Annotated in this window: 22 protein-coding genes; 1 reads left to right on the forward strand and 21 read right to left on the reverse strand. The window is 72.0% G+C overall.

Annotated elements, in window-relative coordinates; all coding sequences use genetic code 11:
• Positions 1 to 611: 611 nt before the first annotated feature.
• The 14 genes from ACIQMX_RS38595 to ACIQMX_RS38660 form a co-directional block, all read right to left on the reverse strand.
• Entirely contained in the window at positions 612 to 4,346 is a 3,735-nt protein-coding gene (locus ACIQMX_RS38595; RefSeq protein WP_402485303.1) for a LysM peptidoglycan-binding domain-containing protein, read from the reverse strand.
• Positions 4,347 to 4,354: 8 nt separating this feature from the next.
• Positions 4,355 to 4,810, reverse strand: a complete 456-nt coding sequence (locus ACIQMX_RS38600) for a pilus assembly protein TadG-related protein (protein ID WP_402485305.1) — start codon at positions 4,808 to 4,810, stop codon at positions 4,355 to 4,357.
• Positions 4,807 to 5,241 carry a TadE/TadG family type IV pilus assembly protein gene (locus ACIQMX_RS38605; RefSeq protein ID WP_402485307.1) on the reverse strand — a complete coding sequence of 145 codons (435 nt, stop codon included), beginning with the start codon at positions 5,239 to 5,241 and terminating at the stop codon, positions 4,807 to 4,809. The genes ACIQMX_RS38600 and ACIQMX_RS38605 overlap by 4 nt, the downstream gene beginning before the upstream one ends.
• Positions 5,238 to 5,642 (reverse strand): TadE/TadG family type IV pilus assembly protein, encoded by a 405-nt coding sequence (locus ACIQMX_RS38610; protein ID WP_402485309.1) that lies wholly within the window; start codon positions 5,640 to 5,642, stop codon positions 5,238 to 5,240. The genes ACIQMX_RS38605 and ACIQMX_RS38610 overlap by 4 nt, the downstream gene beginning before the upstream one ends.
• A gap of 6 nt (positions 5,643 to 5,648) precedes the next feature.
• Positions 5,649 to 5,879 carry a hypothetical protein gene (locus tag ACIQMX_RS38615; RefSeq protein ID WP_402485311.1) on the reverse strand — a complete coding sequence of 77 codons (231 nt, stop codon included), beginning with the start codon at positions 5,877 to 5,879 and terminating at the stop codon, positions 5,649 to 5,651.
• A gap of 22 nt (positions 5,880 to 5,901) precedes the next feature.
• On the reverse strand, positions 5,902 to 6,798 hold the full coding sequence (locus ACIQMX_RS38620; RefSeq protein ID WP_402485314.1) for a hypothetical protein: 897 nt from the start codon (positions 6,796 to 6,798) through the stop codon (positions 5,902 to 5,904).
• Positions 6,795 to 7,679 carry a type II secretion system F family protein gene (locus ACIQMX_RS38625; protein WP_402485317.1) on the reverse strand — a complete coding sequence of 295 codons (885 nt, stop codon included), beginning with the start codon at positions 7,677 to 7,679 and terminating at the stop codon, positions 6,795 to 6,797. Before ACIQMX_RS38625 ends, ACIQMX_RS38620 begins: the two co-directional genes overlap by 4 nt.
• Position 7,680: 1 nt before the next feature.
• Positions 7,681 to 9,231 carry a CpaF family protein gene (locus ACIQMX_RS38630; protein ID WP_402485320.1) on the reverse strand — a complete coding sequence of 517 codons (1,551 nt, stop codon included), beginning with the start codon at positions 9,229 to 9,231 and terminating at the stop codon, positions 7,681 to 7,683.
• A complete protein-coding gene (locus ACIQMX_RS38635; protein ID WP_402485321.1) occupies positions 9,215 to 10,081 on the reverse strand; it encodes a hypothetical protein in 867 nt (288 codons plus the stop codon). Before ACIQMX_RS38635 ends, ACIQMX_RS38630 begins: the two co-directional genes overlap by 17 nt.
• Before the next feature lies 1 nt (position 10,082).
• Positions 10,083 to 10,763, reverse strand: coding sequence for an SAF domain-containing protein (locus tag ACIQMX_RS38640; RefSeq protein WP_402485324.1), 681 nt, complete (start codon positions 10,761 to 10,763; stop codon positions 10,083 to 10,085).
• Positions 10,764 to 10,791: 28 nt separating this feature from the next.
• Positions 10,792 to 11,790 carry a hypothetical protein gene (locus ACIQMX_RS38645; protein ID WP_402485327.1) on the reverse strand — a complete coding sequence of 333 codons (999 nt, stop codon included), beginning with the start codon at positions 11,788 to 11,790 and terminating at the stop codon, positions 10,792 to 10,794.
• On the reverse strand, positions 11,784 to 12,380 hold the full coding sequence (locus tag ACIQMX_RS38650) for a hypothetical protein (protein ID WP_402485329.1): 597 nt from the start codon (positions 12,378 to 12,380) through the stop codon (positions 11,784 to 11,786). Before ACIQMX_RS38650 ends, ACIQMX_RS38645 begins: the two co-directional genes overlap by 7 nt.
• 79 nt (positions 12,381 to 12,459) lie before the next feature.
• On the reverse strand, positions 12,460 to 12,993 hold the full coding sequence (locus tag ACIQMX_RS38655) for a helix-turn-helix domain-containing protein (RefSeq protein ID WP_402485332.1): 534 nt from the start codon (positions 12,991 to 12,993) through the stop codon (positions 12,460 to 12,462).
• A 268-nt stretch (positions 12,994 to 13,261) separates the two neighbouring features.
• A complete protein-coding gene (locus tag ACIQMX_RS38660) occupies positions 13,262 to 13,660 on the reverse strand; it encodes a hypothetical protein (protein WP_402485335.1) in 399 nt (132 codons plus the stop codon).
• A gap of 355 nt (positions 13,661 to 14,015) precedes the next feature.
• Here ACIQMX_RS38660 and ACIQMX_RS38665 point away from each other — a divergent pair, with 355 nt between their 5' ends.
• Positions 14,016 to 14,600 carry a hypothetical protein gene (locus ACIQMX_RS38665; protein ID WP_402485338.1) on the forward strand — a complete coding sequence of 195 codons (585 nt, stop codon included), beginning with the start codon at positions 14,016 to 14,018 and terminating at the stop codon, positions 14,598 to 14,600.
• 45 nt (positions 14,601 to 14,645) lie between these two features.
• On the opposite strand, the gene ACIQMX_RS38670 is transcribed toward ACIQMX_RS38665, so the two are convergent.
• The 7 genes from ACIQMX_RS38670 to ACIQMX_RS38700 form a co-directional block, all read right to left on the reverse strand.
• Positions 14,646 to 15,182: an ATP-binding protein gene (locus tag ACIQMX_RS38670; RefSeq protein ID WP_402485341.1), complete on the reverse strand. Its 537-nt coding sequence runs from the start codon at positions 15,180 to 15,182 to the stop codon at positions 14,646 to 14,648.
• A gap of 143 nt (positions 15,183 to 15,325) precedes the next feature.
• The gene (locus tag ACIQMX_RS38675; protein WP_402485344.1) at positions 15,326 to 15,976 is read right to left on the reverse strand and encodes a hypothetical protein; all 651 of its coding nucleotides are present in this window, start codon (positions 15,974 to 15,976) and stop codon (positions 15,326 to 15,328) included.
• The gene (locus ACIQMX_RS38680; RefSeq protein WP_402485346.1) at positions 15,973 to 16,947 is read right to left on the reverse strand and encodes a hypothetical protein; all 975 of its coding nucleotides are present in this window, start codon (positions 16,945 to 16,947) and stop codon (positions 15,973 to 15,975) included. Before ACIQMX_RS38680 ends, ACIQMX_RS38675 begins: the two co-directional genes overlap by 4 nt.
• Positions 16,948 to 17,232: 285 nt before the next feature.
• Positions 17,233 to 17,610 (reverse strand): hypothetical protein, encoded by a 378-nt coding sequence (locus tag ACIQMX_RS38685; RefSeq protein WP_402485349.1) that lies wholly within the window; start codon positions 17,608 to 17,610, stop codon positions 17,233 to 17,235.
• Positions 17,611 to 17,761: 151 nt separating this feature from the next.
• Complete coding sequence (locus tag ACIQMX_RS38690) at positions 17,762 to 18,439, reverse strand: DUF6283 family protein (RefSeq protein WP_402485352.1); 678 nt, start codon at positions 18,437 to 18,439, stop codon at positions 17,762 to 17,764.
• An 88-nt stretch (positions 18,440 to 18,527) separates the two neighbouring features.
• Positions 18,528 to 18,965, reverse strand: a complete 438-nt coding sequence (locus ACIQMX_RS38695; RefSeq protein ID WP_402485354.1) for a hypothetical protein — start codon at positions 18,963 to 18,965, stop codon at positions 18,528 to 18,530.
• 1 nt (position 18,966) lies between these two features.
• The gene (locus ACIQMX_RS38700; protein ID WP_402485357.1) at positions 18,967 to 19,254 is read right to left on the reverse strand and encodes a hypothetical protein; all 288 of its coding nucleotides are present in this window, start codon (positions 19,252 to 19,254) and stop codon (positions 18,967 to 18,969) included.
• Positions 19,255 to 19,337 lie beyond the last annotated feature (83 nt).

Consider the following 19,337-nt stretch of genomic DNA (forward strand, 5'->3'; position numbering starts at 1 on the left):
CCTCATGACCCGCCGCCTCACCCACGAGACCACCCTCAACTGGCGCGACACCTAGACCAAATGAAACAGACATCGGAGAACGAAACGCTCACTAAACCCTGATCGATGGCTGGCGTTGTTCGACCAGGGAATGGCTCGGATCGCTGGCCTGTTCGGGCGGGCGGAACCTCGGGCCACTGCCCGCGCCTACCTGCTCGGGTTACTGTCCGCCACCGAGCGCAAGAACTGCTGGCAGCTGGCCGAGCACGCCGGCCATCGTCGTCCCGGTCCGATGCAGCGGCTGCTGCGCAGTGCCCGCTGTCCCTCGCCCCGGCGCCCCGGCCGGGGCGCCGGGGGCGACTGCGGCCCGCCCTCAGCGCGTGGACTCGCCCGGTGGTCCGGTCGGCTACGCGATGGCCGCTGTAGGTTCCACGAGTCCGTGAGCACTCGTTCCTGCGGAAACGCCGGAATCCGGGCTCCGTGAGTACTGTCCCTACCAGCCGATCATGAGCACCCGCACGTCATGGAGCCAGGTGCCGCGCCTACGGGCTCCACGAAGCCGCAGGTCCCGAGATCGACTGCTCACCGAACCGCGCATTGCTCGATCAGTGCTCATGATCACGCGGAATTGCTCACGGAATCGCGAAGCCTTCAGCCGCCCCCGCGACCGCGTTCGCCGCGAGCAGCGCGTTGAGCAGGGCCACGGTCTCGGGGGAGCTGTCGAGGCCGGTCTCGGTGGAGATCCGGTTGAGTTGATGGGCGGTGCGCTCAAGTCCGGCACGGTCGCCGGTTTCGCTGTAGATCTGGAACAGGTCGCGGTAGAGGAGCTCGGCTTGGATGTCGCAGGTCAGTCCGATGGAGGCGGCGCTGGCCGCGGCGCGGAAGTCGCGGGCGGCGATCCGGCGCATCGCCAGCTCGTGGGCGACGTCGACGCCAGCGGAGATCATCTCCTGGATGTGGTGCTCGGCCCAGACGTAGCGGCTCTGGTCGATGCCGGAGAAGGGCCGTCCCCTCACGAGGGCCAGGGCGTGCGCGAGCGCGGCATCGGCGTCCTCACCGTGGTGGTGCATGCCCGTGCCGTACAGGTCCTGGAACTGGTGCCAGTCGGCGGTGACGTTGTCGTTGAAGGCGTAGACGCCGTCGGTCACCGGCAGCAGGTAGGTGGTGTCGGGGGCGTCGGCGGGCAGGCGTGGGTCGCGTCCGAACCAGGTCCGCAGCTTGCTGATGGAGGTGTTGCGGGTCTTGGCGTTCACCCGCTGGCCGGGCCAGATGGCTTCGTCGAGCTCGTGGCGGTTGCGGCCGGGGTGCAGCACGAGCCACGCCGCGATCTCGGTGAGGCTGTTGCGGCGGTAGGTCTCGACGCGGCCCAGCGCACCGACCACGTCGACCGCGCCCAGGACCCGGATCTGCGGTCCGGCCGGCGGATCGGGCGGGGTGTTCAGCGCCGCGAGGATGTGGGAGGTGACGGCGGTGACCCGGGCCAGAGGCGGCTTGGGCGCCCGGGCGGCTGAGAGTTCGGGGGACGGGGCCTGCTGCGCCAGCTCGTCGGCCGGCTGCGCTTCGGGATGATCCGTGCCGTCGCGGGAGTCGTCGGCCTGGTCCGGCACGTCCGCGTCGGAGCCGGCGCCCTGCTCGTTGAGGACCTCCGCGAACACGTCGTCGAAGTCGACGGGGGTGCCGCTGTCGGGGAGGTCGGGCAGTAGCGGCTCGGCCGTGCCTGGGGAGGATGCGGCGCTCTCGCTGCTGACGGCGGGGCTCAGGGCGCTGTCCTCCACCTCCCAGAGGTCCTCGGAGGCGCCTTCTTCGATCGGGCCGGCGGGGGCAGGGGAGGCCCACTCGGGTTCGAAGGCGTCGTCGGTCGGCTCCGCCTGCGGGGGCGCGGCCGTGTCCTGGGCCAGGGCGCTGTCGCCGACGGCCTCGGCGGACAGCCCCTCGTCGTCGGTCTCCGCCTGGCCGTGTCCGGCCGGTGCTGCTGCGGCCGGGGCGAGAGCGGTGAAGTCGGGCAATGCCGTGGCGAAATCGCCTGCGGTGGCCGCGGAGACGTGGACCGGCACCTCGCGGGCGGGCCGGCCGGGGGCCTGCGGGCCGTCGGCCGTCTGCGGCGCGGTGGCGTCCGGCCGGGTCCAGGCGGGGGCGGGGACGTCGTCGCTGCGATTGGACGTTCCCAGCAGGTCCAGGAGGGGGCCGTAGGCGTGGGGCTCCAGGCGCTGCAGTGTAACGGTCAGGTCCAGGCCGGGCAGCTGGACTTCGGCACCGGGAGCGGCCGGTACCAGCCAGGCGCCGGGCAGTTCGAGTGCTTCTTCGGCGGAGGTGATCACCGCGAGGGCGGTGCGGGGGCGTGAGGAGAGCAGGTCGGACAGGGTCTCGGCGTGCGATCCGCCGGGAGCGGCCGGGCTCATGAGGACCCTGGGGATCCACGTGTCGCCGCCGTCGGCGGACAGGCGGGCGGACAGCAGGCTGTCCGCTCCGGCCGCGTCCAGGGCGCCGCGCTGGAGGGCGTCGTGGGCACGCAGGTCGTCCAGGGCGGCGGCGAGCTGGGCGTGGTGCTGGATGCGGGCGGGGAAGACGGTCTCGAGTTCCGCGCCGAGCCCGGACAGCAGCAGGGCTGTGTCGTCGGTGAGCGCGGAGGAGGCGAGTTCGACGGCCATCCCCAGCATGACCGAGGTCACGTCGTCGGTGCTGCCCTGGAGTTGGAGCAGTCCGATGGTCTCCAGGTTGACCAGGACGGGGTCACCGGCGGGGGTTTCGCCGATGCTGACCAGGGCCGGGTAGGGGGCGGTGATGTCGCGGCCCTCGTCGGCGCTGAGCAGCGAGGTGCCGCGGGCGGGGCACCACCACACGGCGGGGTCGGAGTCGCTCTCGGTGAACGGGGCGATCGCCGGGGCGGGAGCGGACAGGTGCAGTTCGAGGCCGCGCGGATCGAGACGGGCGGCCTCGATCTCGGGCAGGGCACGCGCCGAGCGGGCGCAGTTCGCGGCCAGGGTGCGCAGAGCCTGGTGGAGGAGTTCCAGGCCATCGGCGGAGGAGTGGGTGCGCATCTCCTGTTCGAGGTCGGCGCCGGGAGTGTGCCCCTCGGGCAGGGGGATGCGCCGCTTGTGGCGCCGGCGGCGCTGCTGGTGGGCGCGGCGGGCGCCGAGCACGGCCAGGACGGTGGCGGCGAACAGGCTGGTGACGGCGGCCGCCGTGACGGCGATGCTCGGTCCGGCTTCCTCGCCCGCAGGCTCGGCGTCCGCGGCGAGGTCGTCGGCGGGGGCCGGCGATGTGTGCTCGGGCGGGGCCTGCTCGGGGGCGGGGGTGGAGGGCATGGCGTCCCGGTGGGTGTCGGAGCCGGCCGCGTCGCGGTCGGGGGCGGCGGGTTGTTCGGGCGGGGCCGTCCGGGACGGTTCCTTCGCGCTGTCGTCCTTCTCGGCGGGGGAGTCGGGGGCGGCGTCCTCGGGTTCGTCGGCGGACGTGTCCGGGGCGGGGGCGCCGGTGTGGGGCAGGGCCAGCTGCCATCCGGGGTGGATGTCGTCCGCGTCGGTGAAGGTGCGGCCGTCGGGCTGCGTCCTGCCCTGGTTGAGGCGGGCGATGTCCACGTAGTCCGCGGGGTCGCCGAGCTCGTCCTGAGCGATCTGGGAGAGGGTTTCACCGGCCCGTACGGTGTGCTCGCGGTGCCCGGTGTCCTGGGCGCGCTGCGCGTCCTGCGGCTGGCCGGGCTTCCAGTCCTTGGGCATAAGCAGCTTCCAGCCCGGCTGCAGTACCCCGCGGGCGGAGAACGTCGTGCCGTCGGCCATGGTGCGCCCGTCGTTGGCGTGCGCGATCTCCGTCCACCGGGTGGCGTCGCCGAGCTCCGCCAACGCGATCTTGGTGAGGCTGTCGCGGGGCTGGACGGTGTAGCTGGTCGCGGACGCCGGCGCGGCGGTCTGCGGGGCACTGGCGGGCGCGCTGTGCGGTGCCGTGGTGCTCACCGAAGGGACGTGTGCGGGCGCGGTGTGGGACGGGGCGGCCATCGCGGCCTGGGCCGGGAGCAGCAGCAGGACGCCGCCGACCAGGGTGGCGGCCAGCCGCTGAACGCCCAGCGACGGCACGGGCATGGACAGGCTGGGCCGGCCGCGCAGCTGTGCGGGGATCTCCAGCAGGGTGCACACGGCGAAGACGGCCCAGCCGGCCCAGCCGCCGGCCATGACGACGGCGAAGAACGGCGCGCCGAGGTTGCGGGACGTCATCAGGGCGGTGAGCTCGTCCAGGGAGACGCCGTGCGGGAGCAGCACGCTGGTGAGGAACCACAGCAGGGCGGGCAGCCCGGCCAGCAGGGCGAGCAGGGCCAGGAGGCTGGCCAGGCCGCGCGCGAGGTTCGCGGCGAGGCTGCCGGAGCGGCGGGGTGTCATGGCAGGTCTCACTCCTCAGGGACGCCGACGCCGTGGAGCAGTTCGGCCGAGGCGTGGCCTTCGACGTCCAGCGAGGGCTGGCCGAGGATCTGCAGGAAGACGGTGGGGCGTTGGGTGGTGACGGCGACGGTGATGGTGGTGCCGTTGCCGGCGACGGTGACGGTGCCGTCCACGCCGGCGGCCGCCAGGTATCGGCGGGCCTCGGCCGCGGCCTTGCCCGGGTCGAGGACGACGGCGTCGCCGGGAACGGCCTGGCTCTCGTCGATGGCCTGCGCGCCGGCCCGGGCGGCCTCGGCGGCGAGCGCGTCGGCGTGTTCGATGTCGCGGAGCTTGCCGCCCAGGTCGTAGGTGATCCCGATCATGATCAGCATCGGGATCACCATGAGGATCCACCACAGTGACAAGGAGCCCTCGTCGGCCTGCAGCCGGGCACGCAGGGGGCGGAGGCGTATCGGGAGGGTCATCGCTGGCGGTACCTGTCGATCACGGAGGTGAAGGACGACTCGACGGTCTTGGAGCCGAACCCGGAGCCGAGGTCGCCGAGTTGCACGGTGCACCGCACGCGCGCGGTGACCGCTCCGTAGGCGCCGAGCGGGGCGGAGAAGCCGGAGGTGTCCACGGTCACGGATGTGCGCGTGCAGTGCAGGTTGCGGTCGGCGAACGCCGCCTGGGCCGCGGCCTGGGCGCGGGGGTGGGTCTGGCCGGCGGTGCGGGCGAGGGAGGCCTCGCGAGCGGCGTCGGCGGCCGCGGCGTCGACCGCGTTGTCCGCGGTGACGATGCGGCCGGCGACCATGACCAGGGCGATGAACGCGAACACGGCCGGCACCCACAGGACGAACTCGAGCACGATGCGGCCCGAGTCGTCGGCCGGGTTCCGCAGCGACGGTGCTCTCACGGGTTGGACCACCTCTCCACCGGGCCCGCCGCGTGCTCGGTCACGGTGATCTTCAGACCGAGCACGGACGGGGCCCTGCCGGTCACGGTGTATTCGACGCGGTCGGCGCCGCTGCGCACGCTCACCCGCGGGGCGATCAGCGAGTCTCCGATGCGGTCGAAGACGGCGTCGGCCCGCGCGGTGCCCTCGCCGGGGCTGCTGCCGTAGCCGCGGGCGCCGGCCACCGCCTCGCGGGCGGCGGTGGTCGCGGCGGTCTTGGCGAAGTAGATGTTGGCGCCCTCCGCCAGGATGAGCAGCATCATCAAGGCGGCGGGAAAGCAGATGAGCACCTCCAGCGAGGCGTCACCGTCGTCCTCACGCAGCCGTCTTGCCTGGTGGCGGAGCCAGCTGACGCAGCGCATCACAGGTCACAGGCCCGTCATGTCGGCGAGCTTGCCGGAGCCGAGGACCTTGAACGCGGCGATGGCGGCGCCGGCGAAGACGACCACGGCGACGATCCACATGATCATCGAGACGTCGTTGTTGCCGCGGTCGTCGTCCTCGCGCAGTTCGCCCAGGTGCCGGGCGAGCCGCTCGGCGAGGTGGGTCACGGCCGCGTGGGTGTGGAGTGCTATCCGCAGGCTGAGGTTTCCGCTCATGGTTGTGCCTTCCTTGCGTGGGTCAGATGGCGAAGATGCGGGCGAAGGCGGGGAATCCGAAGAACACCAGCAGCACCATGGACAGCAGGCTGACCGGCACGACGAGGCTCTCGGATGCCGCGTTGGCGCGCGCCTGGTCGTCGGCGGCCTGCTCGGCGGCCAGGCTCTCGGCGCGGCTGCGCAGGGTGGCGTAGATGGCGGCGCCGTCGGTCCCGGCGCTGGAGACGATGTCGGCGATGTCGTCGGCGGCCGTCACGCCGAGCTCGTCGGCGATCTGCCGCATCGCCTCCCAGGCGGGTGCCCGGTCCAGGCGGGCGCGCAGCAGCGCGGCCTGGATGCGCTGGAAGACCCAGCCGGTGCCGACCTCCGCAGGCCGCTCCAGGGTGTCCTGGGCGCCGGCGCTGGAGATCCGCTCCATCGCGGCGAGTTCGGCGTACGCCATGATCGCCTGGGTGGCCTCGGCGCGGGCGCGCGCGGCGCGCCGGGCGAGCTGGCGGTCGGGCAGGAACCACATCGCCGCCCCGGCCAGAAGTCCCACCAGGCCGGACAGGGCGATCGGGAACTGGATGCCGGCCATCGCGACGATCAGCGTGAACAGGGACGGCAGCAGCAGGCCGACAGCGAAGTGGAGCAGCTTCGCGCCGAACAGCTCCCCGACCGATTCGCCCACCAGGTTCAGGTTCTTGACCGGGATGGTGATGCCGGGCCAGTGGCGCACGCGCTCGGCCACCGCTTCGCCGGCCCGGGTGAGGCGCGGCGCCTGGTCCTGTTCGCTGCGCCGGGAGCGGGGGGTCGGGCCGTGCAGGCGCTCAAGGGCGGGACCGAGGGCGGGCCCGGAGGGGAAGAGCTCGCGCACGAGCAGGAACAGGCCGGCACCCATACCGGCGCCGATAAGCAACGACAGGGAGATCGAGGTCACTTGGCTCCCTCCGGCCGTACGGCGGGCGTGGTGGGGGCGGCGCTGCCCATGAAGCCCGGCAGGGTGACCGTGGCCCCGAGCCGGTTCATCCACCAGAACAGGGCGATGACGGCGGAGACCAGCAGCAGCATGACGATCATCCCGATCGGGGTTCCGTACGGGGCGACCTGTTCCTTGTTGAAGGAGGAGCCGATGACGACCACGACGGTGATGGCGCAGATCCAGCGGACCGTCGTGCGGTGCTTGGCCCGGTGGGCCTCGGTGTCGCGGCGGCGGCGGACGATGTCCTTGGTCCGTGACGCCATGTCGGACAGGACATCGGCCAGGCCCGGCCCGCGGTCGCGGATGCGCAGCAGCAGGGCCGCGGCAACCAGGTCGGCCCGCGGGTCGCCCAGGGCCCAGGCGAACGCGGTCAGAGCCTCGCGCGGCTCCATGCGCGAGTGCAGCCGCACCGCGAGGTCGGCGACCTCCCGCTCGATCGGCTTGGGCGCGGTGCGCACCGAGGTCGCGATCGCGTCCTCGATGCCGGTACCGGTCATGACCAGGTCGGACAGGCGCTGGGTCCACTGGGCGAGCGCTTCGAGGCGCTCGATCTGCTCCCTCGCGGCCCGGTTGGGGTTGAGCAGCCACGGCAGGAAGAACACGGCCAGGGCCGTGAGGAGGGCCGAGGGCAGCCAGCCGGTGACCAGCCAGGTCAGCATGCCGCCGCCGGCGGCGCCGACGAGCTGCAGACGCAGGATGCGGCGGGCCCGGGGCGGGCGCGGGTTGCGGACCTTGACCGGGCGGGCGGCAGCCGCGGCGCGGCCGCGCACACCGGCGACGACCAGCAGTACCCCTGTCACCAGCCCGGCGGCGGCGAATCCGGCGATCAGCATTCCCATCTCAGGCCACCTCGCCCTGCGGGCTCCAGGCCCCGACGTTCTGGTACGTCGACAGCCACTCCGGGTGGAACCCGGCCTGGAGCAGGTCCTCCAGGCAGGCGGGCTGGATCCCGGTGGGCACCGCGCGCCCGTCGGGGCCCGGGCTGTAGATCCGGTTGAAGGACGGTGACCCGGTGAGCTCGCTGAACTCGCCGGTCACTTCCAGCACTTGGTGGACGAATCGTTCCTTCGTTCCGCCGCGCTCGGTGCGGTCGTCCATATGGATGTGCACGACGAAGTCCAGTGCCATGGCGGAGGTGAGGTAGGCGAGTTCCTGCGTCATGCCGCCGCCGTGCTGGATGCACAGCTGGGCGATCCGGGCGAACACGGCGTCGGCGCGCTTGACGTGGATGGTGCACATCGAGCCGCCCTCACCGGCGCTCATGGCCTGCAGCATCGGCACGATCTCCCGGGAGCGGACCTCGCCGACGATCATGCGGCGGAGCATCATGCGCAGGGACGGCGCGATCAGGTCGGCCAGTTCGATCTCGCCGGCGTCCCGCCCGTCGACGCGTTCCCCGTTGCCCTCGCGGGCCTCCATCGGCACGACCTGCTGCAGGTGGCCGATCTCGTGCAGGAACAGCTCGAATTCGGTCTCCAGGGTGCCCACCCGCTCCTGGGCGTCGATCTCGCGGGCGAGTGCGATGAGCATGGTCGTCTTGCCGACGCCCTGCGTCCCGCTCACCATGATGTTCTTGCGGGCGGCCATCGCGGCCTTGAGGAAGTGCATCAGGCTCGCGTCGATGGTGCCGAGCTCCACCAGCTTCTCCAGGCTGGCGTCGCGGACCCGCTGCTTGCGGATGACGACGTAGGGCCGCGGCGTGACCTCCGTCATCGCCTGCAGACGGGATGTGTCCGACAGGCGCAGGGCCAGCGTGGGCGCGGCCTTGGACAGGCTGCGCTCGCCGGCCCCGTGGCGCCGGGCGAGCATCTGCAGCAGCTCGACGAGCTCCTCGTCGGACTCGGCGATCGGCGCGACCCTGCGGTTGGGCTGGTTCGCGTAGTCCACCCACACGTCGTCGCACCCGTTGATCAGGATGTTCTCCACCAAGTCGTCGTCCAGGTAGGGCTGGAGACGGCCGTGGGCGAACTGCAGGTCGAAGACAGCCTGGGCCAGGCTCGTCTCGTCCGCGGACGTCGGCGAGACCTGCCGGGCGGCGGAGAAGTCGGCGGCCCATCGGGCGACGAGATCCTGGATGATCTCCAAGCCGCGCTGCTCGGCCTCCTCGGCCGACATCTGCGTGCCCGCCGACTCCTTGTACGTCTGGTACTCCGGCGCGATCCGCGCGCTGAGCTCCTCGCGCAGCGACCGCACGGTGGACCAGTCCCACAGCGCCGCGCGGCCGGCGGCCGCGGGCGCGCCGGGCAGCGCCGCCGGGCTGCGCTCGGCCGAAGCGGTCCCGCCGTCGGCGACGGGCACGCCGGCCGGCGTGGCGGCGGGCGGGAAGGAGGTGAACGGGCCCGGCCCGGGGGAGTCCGTCCCCGGGAACAACGGCCTACCGCGCGTGGTCATGAGCGGCTCCCTTCGTCAGGCGGCGCAGGACGGTGGCGGGGCGGAGCTCGGCCGGGGCGTGCAGCCGCAGGTGCTCCTGCACGGCCAGGGCCTGGAGGGTGCGGGCCGTCTCCGCGCTCTTGCGCAGCAGCGGTGCGCCGGCGAAGTCGCGCCCGCCGTCACCGCCGTGGGTCAGGACGCGGGCGGCCTTCTCGTCGAACGGCAGCTCCGCGAAGATCGGCAGCTGAAGCTGTTCGGCGACATCACGCGCCCGGTAGGGGCCTTCGCCGATCACGACGAGGCCGATGCGGCTGCTGTCGCGTCCGTGTATCTGCAGCGCGGCGCGCAGGGCTTCCACCCGGGGTTTGGCCGCGTGAACGGCGCGCAGGGTGGTGCGGACCACCACGGCTGTCAGGTCAGCGCTGCGGGCCAGGGCGCTGGCTGCGCCCGCGGCACCGGACCGGCCGAGGTCGACGAGGACGTCGTAGCCGTTCTCGCGCTGCTCCAGGTCGCGGAACAGCTGGGCCAGCCGGGGCCAGGTCTGGTGCAGGCCCGCGGCTTGTGCCGGGCTGGCGAGCCCGGGCAGCAGCAACCGGTTGGTGTCCGTCTCCGGCTCGGACAGGTTCAAAAGCTGCTGCCAGAACACCTCTTCCAGGTGGCCGCGGCGGTCGGCGATCTGCAGGTGGTGCAGGCCGTGGTCGCCGAAGACGCGGGACTCGAGGTAGCCGGCCGCCACCGATCCGCCGTCCGGGTCGCACTCGGCCAGCACGACCCGCCGTCCGCCCGGCAGCGGCCAGGTCAGCAGGGCGGCGAGGGCGGTCGTGGTGGTGCCGGGCCCTCCGCTGGCGCCGCAGAACGCGATGACGGCCATCTCAGCCCTCCGCCGGGACGATCGACAAGGTGACCTCGCCGGCCGCGGCCCAGATGGCCAGTCGGGTGCCTTCGAGCTGGGTGACGGCGAGATCGACCACGCGGTCACCGGAATTGTCCGGTCGGCCCACCTCGATCACGGTGGCCTGCATCGACTGTCCGGCCGCCTTGTCCTCGTCGGTCGTCCCGGTCGCCGAGTCCTTCGGCGTGCGGATCACCTTGACCCTCTGGCCCGGGCTCAGCCGGGTCGCCAGAAGCCTCGACGGGGTGAGGGAGACGCCCACCAGCTGCTCCCCGGCCTTGACGAGCGGCTCGTCGGTCACCGATGCGCGGGTCAGCAGGCTGCCGCGGGCCAGGCCCACCGTGGTGCGCTTGCCGATCAGCTTGTTCAGGTCGCGGGCCGCCACGGGGGCGAGCGCCGGGTCGGTGGCGATCTGCGCTTCCACGAGGTCCTCGGCCTTCAGCTCGGCGCCCATGGGTACGTCCCGGGCGACGGCGACGACCGGCTCGCGGTGGCTGGTCTCCGTGTACAGCCACCCTCCGGCGGCACCGGATATGCAGATCACCGCTACGCCGAGCGCGATCCAGCTGGAGCGGCGACGACGTACGACGGGCTGACGCACGAGGGACTGGGGCGCCGGGGGCGCGGTGTCGGGTGCTGACGGCTTGACGGTGGTGCTCATGAGCGGCTTCCTTCGTGGTACGGGAGCGTCAGGGCTTGGCGACGGCCTGGGCCTCGCCGATGGTGATCTGGGCGGGCTCGGCCTCCCGCGTGGTGGTGATGTCGCCTTCCTGGCCGCCGCCGGCCCAGTGGACGACCCAGGTCGTGGTGGCCGCGACGGTGAAGGCCTGGCCCGGCTGCGAGGCGGACGTCTTGGTGTAGCGGTAGCCGCAGTCAGGACTGGGCTGCCCGCCGAACCGCTTCTCGTACGGCGTGCCCGCCGTGGTGCACACCTCGGACCCGCCGTCGCCCATCGTGTACGCGATCTTCTTCACGGTGGCGGTCGCGGTGACGGTGATCCCCGGTGCGGACGCGCTGGCGGTCACCGGGCCCCAGGTGCGAGGGGCCTTGTTGTTCCAGATCCACACCGGCATGCCGACCAGGCCGGTCTTGCCCGCCTTGGGGGCGCTGCCGATGTCGGCGCCCAGGAGCCGCATCTTCTTGATCGCCTCCTGCGCGAGCTCCTCGGCCGTCGGGCCGCCGCCGAAGCCCGGCGGCGGGTTCAGGCTCCAGGTGGAGCCGCCCATGAGTTCACGGCCTGCGCCGGGGCAGGTCACGTTGTAGACCTTGCCCTTCGCGCGCTCGGCGTCGGTGGCGGGTGCCGCGGTGCCCCATTCCCAGTCGGCCGCGTCCTTGGCCGGCTGCGGCTCGAGGATCTCCCAGTAGCACTGGCCGGCCGGGTTGAACCAGCCCATGTCCGCGTCATAGCAGGGGACTTCGCCGATGTTGTCCCACTCGATGTAGCACTTCGCGGAGCCGCCCCCGCCACCGCCGCCCGGCTTCCCGCCGGGCTTCGGCTTCTCGCCGTTGTCCCCGCCCCCGCCCCCGCCCGCGTTGATGTCGCAGTCGGGGACGAGCCCGGGGCACGTAACGCCTCCACCGGGCTTGCCGCCGCTGGCCGCGGCCGGAGCGGCGGAGAGGCCCAAGTGGAGAGAAACGGCCAAGGCCGCGGCCGCGAGAAGAGCCCCGCGGCCGCGCAGGCTCAGCATGTTGACCCCTTGTCTATCGTGGAATCGGTGATCATCCACCGGCCGCTGCCGAACTGGGCCTTGGACGTCTGCACCTTGCGCCGGTTGTCACCGTCGAGCTGGGACTTCTTGCCCGTCTTGCTGTTCTCAGGGACGAAGCCGCTGCTGTCGACGCAGTCGACGATCACGGCGCTCTTCGACTCGCCCTCCAGCGACAGCGTGACCGTCGGGTTGTCCTTCAGCTTCGGCTCGCCCTTCACCACCAGGTCGTTGTTCTGGTAGTAGAAGGCGGCCGCCCGGACCTTCGCCAAGGCCTTGTCAGCGGCGTACTGCTCGAGCTTCGCGCCCTTGAACGAGCCGCTGCCGTAGATCTTCACCTGTTCCGCCCACATGCCGCGGTAGGCGGCCAAGACCTGCTCGCGGGCCTGCTGGTCCGGATCGGCGGAGGCAGAGGCGCTGGTGCTCGGCGCGGCGGACGTCTTCTTCGCGTCCGGGCCGTCGGAGCCGGTGCCGCAGCCGGCCAGCAGCACGGTGGCCCCCAGGCCCAGCGCGGCCGCAGTGCGGATCTTCGTGGTCTTCGAGATGCCTGTCGTGGACAGTGCCATGGTCATATCCCCCTCAATCGTGGTCGTGGAAGTGCACCGCCCGGCGCCCGGGGAAGTCCGGTTCAGCCGGCGGAGCGCTTGCGGGCTAAGGAGCGTACGCGGCCAACCTGCGGCCCGGCATGGTCATTTCCCTCCCCGCCCGTGGTCCGCGGCGCTTGTGCCGCGCGAGCGCCGCCGAGGCGGGGCGCCGGGTGTGGAGAGCCGAGCGGGCCACCACCTCGACGGGCCTGCCGAGCGTCTCGGCCACCGTGCGCAGGAAGTCCGGCTCCGGTGCGAGGAGCCCGCGCTCGATCCGTGACCAGCGGGCCTGCGCCAGGCCCAGTGACCGCGCGAGATCGCGCTGGCGGACGCCGGCCTCCACCCTCAACCGGGCCAGGTCCTCGATCTCGACCGGCACCAGCAGCGCCCGGACCTCCACGCCGAGCGCCCGGGCCAACGCGGCCAGCGTGCTCAGCTGCGGCACCCGCAGGCCCAGTTCGTACAGGCCGACATGGGCGGCGCTCAGGCACGGCTCGTACCGGGAGGCCGACCGAGCCAGCTCCTCCCGGGACAGGTCCACACCCGTGCGCTCGCTCAGCAGCGAGGCCGGAGCGAAGTCGGCCACTCCGCGACCGGCCACCGTCACGTCCTTCCCGCACCAGGTCGGCCGCAGAGGCACGGGCACCGTCGTCGCGCGGCAGATCCGACGCCTTTACACCCATGTGACACCCCCTTCGGCACGCAACAGCACAGCCTTCGACCACCACCGCCCCCAGGTGAATCTGAGCGGTGATCTCCCCGAATCTGACACCGGACCCCCCACCCGTCAAGATCGTTATGTCCTGTTATTTGCGTCTTGTTCCGTCGAGTGTCCGCAGCACGGCAGCACGCCATGAGCAGGGCTGATGTCACTTCGGTGCCGCCGACGCACGAGCGCTGCGCCGGCGCTCCGCGCTCCGGCGCAGCGCCGCCCCGGCTGCGGCAGAGCGTCGGTGCGCCGCCTCGACGACCGCGAACGAGGCGGTGACGGCGTAGATGCACGCGATCAGACCGGTGCAGAACGCACCCACCGCGGCCGGCAGCACCAGCAGGCGGCCCCACGGCGCGGGCAGGTAGATCGTCGTCATCAAGGTGCCGACGAGGCTGACGGCGAGGAGCGTGAAGAGCATCGCCCGCCCGACAGCCCGCCCCGTGGTCATCTCGTCGCGTTGTGCGCCGCCCCCGGCCGCGCGCCACAGCATGCGGCGCAGCCGGGCGAACCGGCGCCGCTGCCGGTCGGCTGCAGGGGGGTGCTCGGACGTGCGCATGGGGAACTCCTTCTGGAAGCCGCCGGGTGCCAACGTCCATAGAGGTGTGCCGGGGGACATCCGTGTGACATGTCGGTGAGGAGAATCTCCTGCGGCGGCCAGGCCGGGTCGGCGGCGCAGGCGTACGGCCGCCGTCCGGATCACCGGCAGGAGCAGGGCGAGGCGAGAATCGCCAACGCATCCCCCGGCACGAGCGCGTACGGACCGGAAGTGATCGGCATTCGCGCGGGAGCGGACGACCGCGATCACTCGCGGTCTCTTTCGGCCGGTTGTGATCGCCTTCGTTGCGGACCGACCGCGGTGGGGACACTTCCTTGTGTATGTGGATGTCCTGTCCGACGGGAGCGAGTCAGCCGTGAGTTCTGTCGACCATCGTCACCAACGGGACATCGCCGCCGAGCTGGCCGGGCCAGCACCCTACGACCCGGCCTGGCTGAACGGGCAGGGCCGCGCCCTTGGTGTGGACAGCACCGCGATCGCCCAGCTGTACGGCGCCGCACGGGAGGACTGCAGCGACTGCCGCGAGGACCTTCTGGAGCAGACGGGCCGGGACCCGGCCCACGTGGCCGCGCTGGCCCTGTGGGCGTGCGCCCACGTGATGGACACGTTCAACGATCTGCCGATGGAGATGCTCCAGCGCGGGGACCCGTCGTTCCGGCGCCTGGCCGTGGCCTACTCGAACAGCACCTTCCGGCACGGCTTCGAGGTGCGCGAGCTGACCGACCTGCACGACGTCTGCCAGCGCCTCGACCCGGACGCCCTCCAGGCCGCGGCGCAGCAGGCCCTGACCGTGCTGCTCGCGAGCCCTGGTGACCCGGACCTGTTCGGCTCGCTGACCGGCGCCTACACACCCGGCGACGACGATCACCGGGACTACAACGTCACGAGGCAGATCGTCGGCTCGGAGGCCGTCATCACCCTCACCCCGCACGCCGACTGAGACCACCCGCTCCCTGGCGGCCGGGCAGCGCGTGCCGCACCCGGGTCAGCAGCGGCCAGGCTCGATGATCTCCTCGCCCTCACCGTGCGGGGGCTCGAACCGGGCGTAGAAGTCATCCAGCGCGGATTCCGTGACGGTCAGCGCGTTGGCATCCTCCCGGCGGTTGCGCTCGTGCAGGCGCCGCAGCAACTCCATCTTGGCCACGGGGAAGTACAGCAGCCGCGCAATCCCGCCGGCGCCCTCGACGAGCGCCTTCCACTCGTCCCGGGCGGCGCGGGTCCACAGCCCGTGGTCCAGCACGACGTCCTGCCCGGCAGCGACCCGCTCGACCAGCTCCACGCGGACCTCGGCGACCACCGGGGCTTCCAGAGCGAAGTACTCTCCCTCGGCGTAGTCCACCCCGTACCGGCCGTGCCGGGCGTAGAGCCGCTCGTCCACCGACAGCCGCACCACGCCGGACCGCTCCAGCTTCCGCCGGGCGTACGTGGTCTTGCCCGACCCGGTCAGACCGACCAGCAAGTACACCGTCGGTGGCCGCCCGGCCGCGGGACTGCTCCCCGCCTCGGACGCCGCTCCTTCCACCGCTTTCCTCCTTCACACGGCCCCGGTCGATCCGCCGAGCCTGCCGTGCGGCCCCACCGTATCGGGCGCGGCCCCTGCCCGCCCGGGAGCCGAGCGCGACCCCCGACGCGTGGCTCAGGACATCAGCCGGCGCAGCCCGCTCATCACGTCGTCGTCGGCACCGTCGAGGACAACGGCGAGCTGCGGGAACAGCAGCAGGGCCACGACCTCGGTGGGGGCGTGGAACCACGCGTCATCCGGGGGCAGCCGGCGAGTTTGGGGGCCTGCAGCGTCAGCCGCCCGTTCCGGTCGGCGTACACCGCGGGGGCGGAGGGGAAGTCGACAGATCCGCCGCGGCCGAGGACCTGCGCGAGGCGTCCTCCTCGACTGCAGCGCACCGCGTTGGCCCGGCCGGCTGACAGCTGCTGCTGCAACGCCTCCTCGGCGCCACCGCGGGCCGGGTAGGGGGACAAGCGGATCCGCTCGAGCACGGCGGCGTTCACCGACGTGGTGATCTCAGCTGCGCTGTCGAGGACGGTGACGGGCTTGACGGCGATACGGGCGCCTGCCTTCTGTAGGACCACATCCTGCTGGAGGGCTCGACGGAGCACGTCGACGACGTCCGTGCGGACCGCGGCTTCCGAGGGCCTGGTGCCCGACGCCCGCGCCCACGGCACGGAGTCGACGGCGACCGTGATCTGCGCGGACGCCTGGATGCGCTTGCCCCGTCCGGTCGGCTGCCTGCCGTCATCGGCCTCCTGGGCCGCTTGAAGGTGGCCGGATGCCGTGGACGTGGCTGGGGCGGGTCTGATCACCGAAGCGTCCCCTCGAACATCAGGCGGTCACCGCCGCGCTGCTCCGCGTCGACGGTCACGGGGCCCGGGACCGCGCGGGAGGGCAAGGAGACGTGGACGGTGTGCGTGGCGGTGCGGTGCGGTGCGATGGGCGCGTCGTGGTAGCCGAGGCCGGCCGAGACGGTGTCCGCGGTGGTGAGCTCGGCGCCAAAGAGGACGCGCACGGTGATGCCCATGCCGGAACGGGGCTCGTCGCTGTCATTGTGCACCGACAGCTCCAGGGAGGCCTCGCGGCGTCCGTTGTCCTCGGCGGCGAGCTCCAGCGGGGAGACACGCACGCCCTCCGGCGACCACTGGCCCAGCGAGAGCTTCGTGCCCGCGGCCGCGGTGACCTCGGGCACGGATGAAGCGGGGGCTGTCGGTGATCCCGGCATCTTCCCTTCGAAGAACACGGCGTCGGCCTGCGCCAGGCCCGCCTGCGTGGCCTCGAGCGTGACGGTGGCACGCTGGCCGGCGCTGTGCGGAGGGACGGCGACACCGACGTCGGCGGTGAACGTGTCTCCGGGCGCGACCTTGGTGCCGGCGTCCGGCTCGGGGAAACCGCCAGCGCCCTGGCCGGTGAACGGCACGGTCTCAAGGCCGAGTTCGCCGACGCGGACGGTCACCGACGCGTCGGGCAGCAACGCGATGTCCGCCCCCGTGTTGGTGAGCGCCACCGTCACGCGGGCCGCGGACCAGCCTGAGGGCACGGATGCCTTCGCCGGTGGCGTCATCTCCTGCAGCGTGCGGACCGACGCGGTCCACGGACCGCTCTCAAGCGGTCGGGCAGACCCGAAGGCGGCTATGGCGGCGGGGTGTTCCGCCGAGCCGGCCGCGGCCGGCTGCCGTGATCCGGAGGAGCCGGCGGGCGCGGGGGTGTCGTTCTGGCCGCATCCCGTCAGAACGAGGGCCAGGAGCACTGAGGCGGCGCCGGCCAGAGAGGCGGTCTTCATGGGCGAAACTCCGTTGATGTAGGTGAGGGTGGGGCTGCGATACGGATCATGCCAAAGCACCTGATCCGCTCGACAGGCCACTCTCGTCCTGCATCGGGCCTACGTGGCCGGCTTGGCCGGATAGGACCTACGCGGTGCGGGCCGGGTTGAGAGGACGGCCGGGCGGGGTGCCGTAGTACTGACCGGAGATGGCGCTGCTCCTGTACGGGTTGGTGGGGCGGTAGCGGGGGCGACCACGCCAGTGCGCGGCCGCCCCCGAGCCGGAAGCCGAGGAGGGTGTGCCCGTCAGGGGGTGGCGGGGATGGCGACCAGGTAGTGCTCGTTGCCGTCGGCATCCGAGACGAGGACCGGGTGCCCCTGGTCGACCGCGGTGAAGACGCGATCCTTGATGTCGTCGGCGGCGTCCGACGCGGTCAGCGGGGCCCTGAGGCCGGAGCGCACCGCCTCGTAGGTCGCGGGCTGCGGCCGGTAGCGGTACCGCTCCCCCTTCACTACGCGGAAGCACGCCTCGATCTCCTCGGTGCTCATGGCGTGGTCGTAGCCCTGGAGCCGGGCCACCTGGCACGTGTTGACCGCGAGGAGCTGGCGGTTGTGCTTGTTGCACAAGGCTCCGGGGGTGCCCTGCGGGTGAAAGTGGACGGCCGTGTCGATCAGCGTGGTCAAGAGTCATCCTCTGCGGTGGACGGGTAGTGATGGCCTGTCGGGCTCATGACATACAGTCTACCTAAATAAATCCAATTAAGCAATGCCTGGCAGGGGGTTTCCGTATGCTGTCGTCGCGTGGCCGATGCCGCTAACTGCTGTGTTGTGCAGATCAGTTGGGCATGTGGATGTCGGTCTGCCCGGGAGCCGCGCCTTCCTGCGGCGAGGCAAGGACGCCGAGCTGCCGGGCCCTGACCGCGAGCAACTCGTCGAGGTCTGCGAACAGTTCCGGCCAGTCAGCGCCTGCCTGGACGACCTCCGGCGGCAGAGCCTCCATGGTGATCGCGAGGCGGACGCCGAGGTGGTGGTTGCCGACGACGGCGAGGAACCCGGCACACCAGCGCCAGGCATGTGCCGTGCCGGGCTGGTCCTGGTGACAGGAGACGATGGGAGCGTTCATCGGCGCCATGGCAGCCGGGCGCCCGTTCGCCTGGCGCAGCATGTCCATGTCCTTGTCCGAGAACTCGGTGAGGTCAGCACGCCGGTCCCAGGGGCACCTCGTGCACGGACGTTTGCGATGATCCTGCTCGATACCGGGTTCGAGGCGCTGGACCCGGTCGGACAGCCCCGCGTTGCCGGCTGGCACGCCGGACAGGCACGCCGATTCTTCGTGCTGCTTGCCGGGAAGCGGGCGCTCCACGAGTACCTCCTTGTTCATGGCCTCGAAATTCAGCCAGAGCTCCAGTTCCGACGCCGCGGCTTCAGGCACGTTCGAGGCCGGATGGCCAAAAGAGCCATCCGGCCGGCGCCGCGGTCGGGCAGAGTTGTGGGGACACCGGAGAACGGCCAAGGTGACCGCCTTGACCGGGCCGTCCGCATGGGACGGCGTGACGCGAATGCCGCTGTCCGGAGCGGGCCCGCTGAAGTTCCGCCTTCGCCTACGACTCCGGGATGCCGGTGCGGTCGCCAGAGGGCACTTCGCAGGCCGGGAAGCGAAGCTCCTCCACGTCGGCGACGGGGGCCTCGTCCTCGGCCGGATCGTGCTCCCCGTAGTCGAAGGAGTAATGGGCCGGGGCGGCATCGGGATACTGCGGTGCGCTGGTGATCGTGCCGCGGCGCCGTGCCAAGCGCCGCCCGTCCAGGTGCGTGAAGCCCTCCGACCTGCCGCCGCTGACAGTGAAGAGCTCCGGCGAGGTGCTGCCGCTCTCCAGCAGGAGCAGGTTCGCGGGGGGAATGCGGCGCCACCTGCTGTAGCTCGATTCGCGCGACCAGTGGTCGCAGAACCACGCCAAGTCGTGAACCTCAACCCTGTCGGCGCTCAGGTACAGGAACTCGATCTGCGCGGCCGGATTCCTGTCGGCATGATTGTTCGGCACGTCATTTTCCTGGGGTTTGTCGGGGACGCCGGCAGGGCGCAACAGTCGCGAGCCGGAGCGTCAGCCGGCCGAGCTTGCGCCGGAGACCGCGAAGTCCGCTCCGGCGGAGCCCTTCGGCGTAGGCGGCCGACGCGCTGCATGCATCGAGGTAGCGGTCACCGGTGGGCTGCGCGGGATAGGGGTTGAGCCGGCGCTGGGAGCAGAAGAAGTCCCATGCGCCGATGAACGCCTGTTCGTAGGTGTCGTAGTCCTCGTCGGAGCGACGAGGGCGGAAGCAGAACGGTGTCATGGCACCTTCCGGGAGGGGCTATGCGGGAGGCGGGTGGGGAGCGCCGTCCGTGGATCCGGGCCACGCATGCCCGTGGGCCTGTC

This window comes from Streptomyces sp. NPDC091416 (assembly GCF_044756845.1).
Lineage (GTDB): Bacteria > Actinomycetota > Actinomycetes > Streptomycetales > Streptomycetaceae > Streptomyces.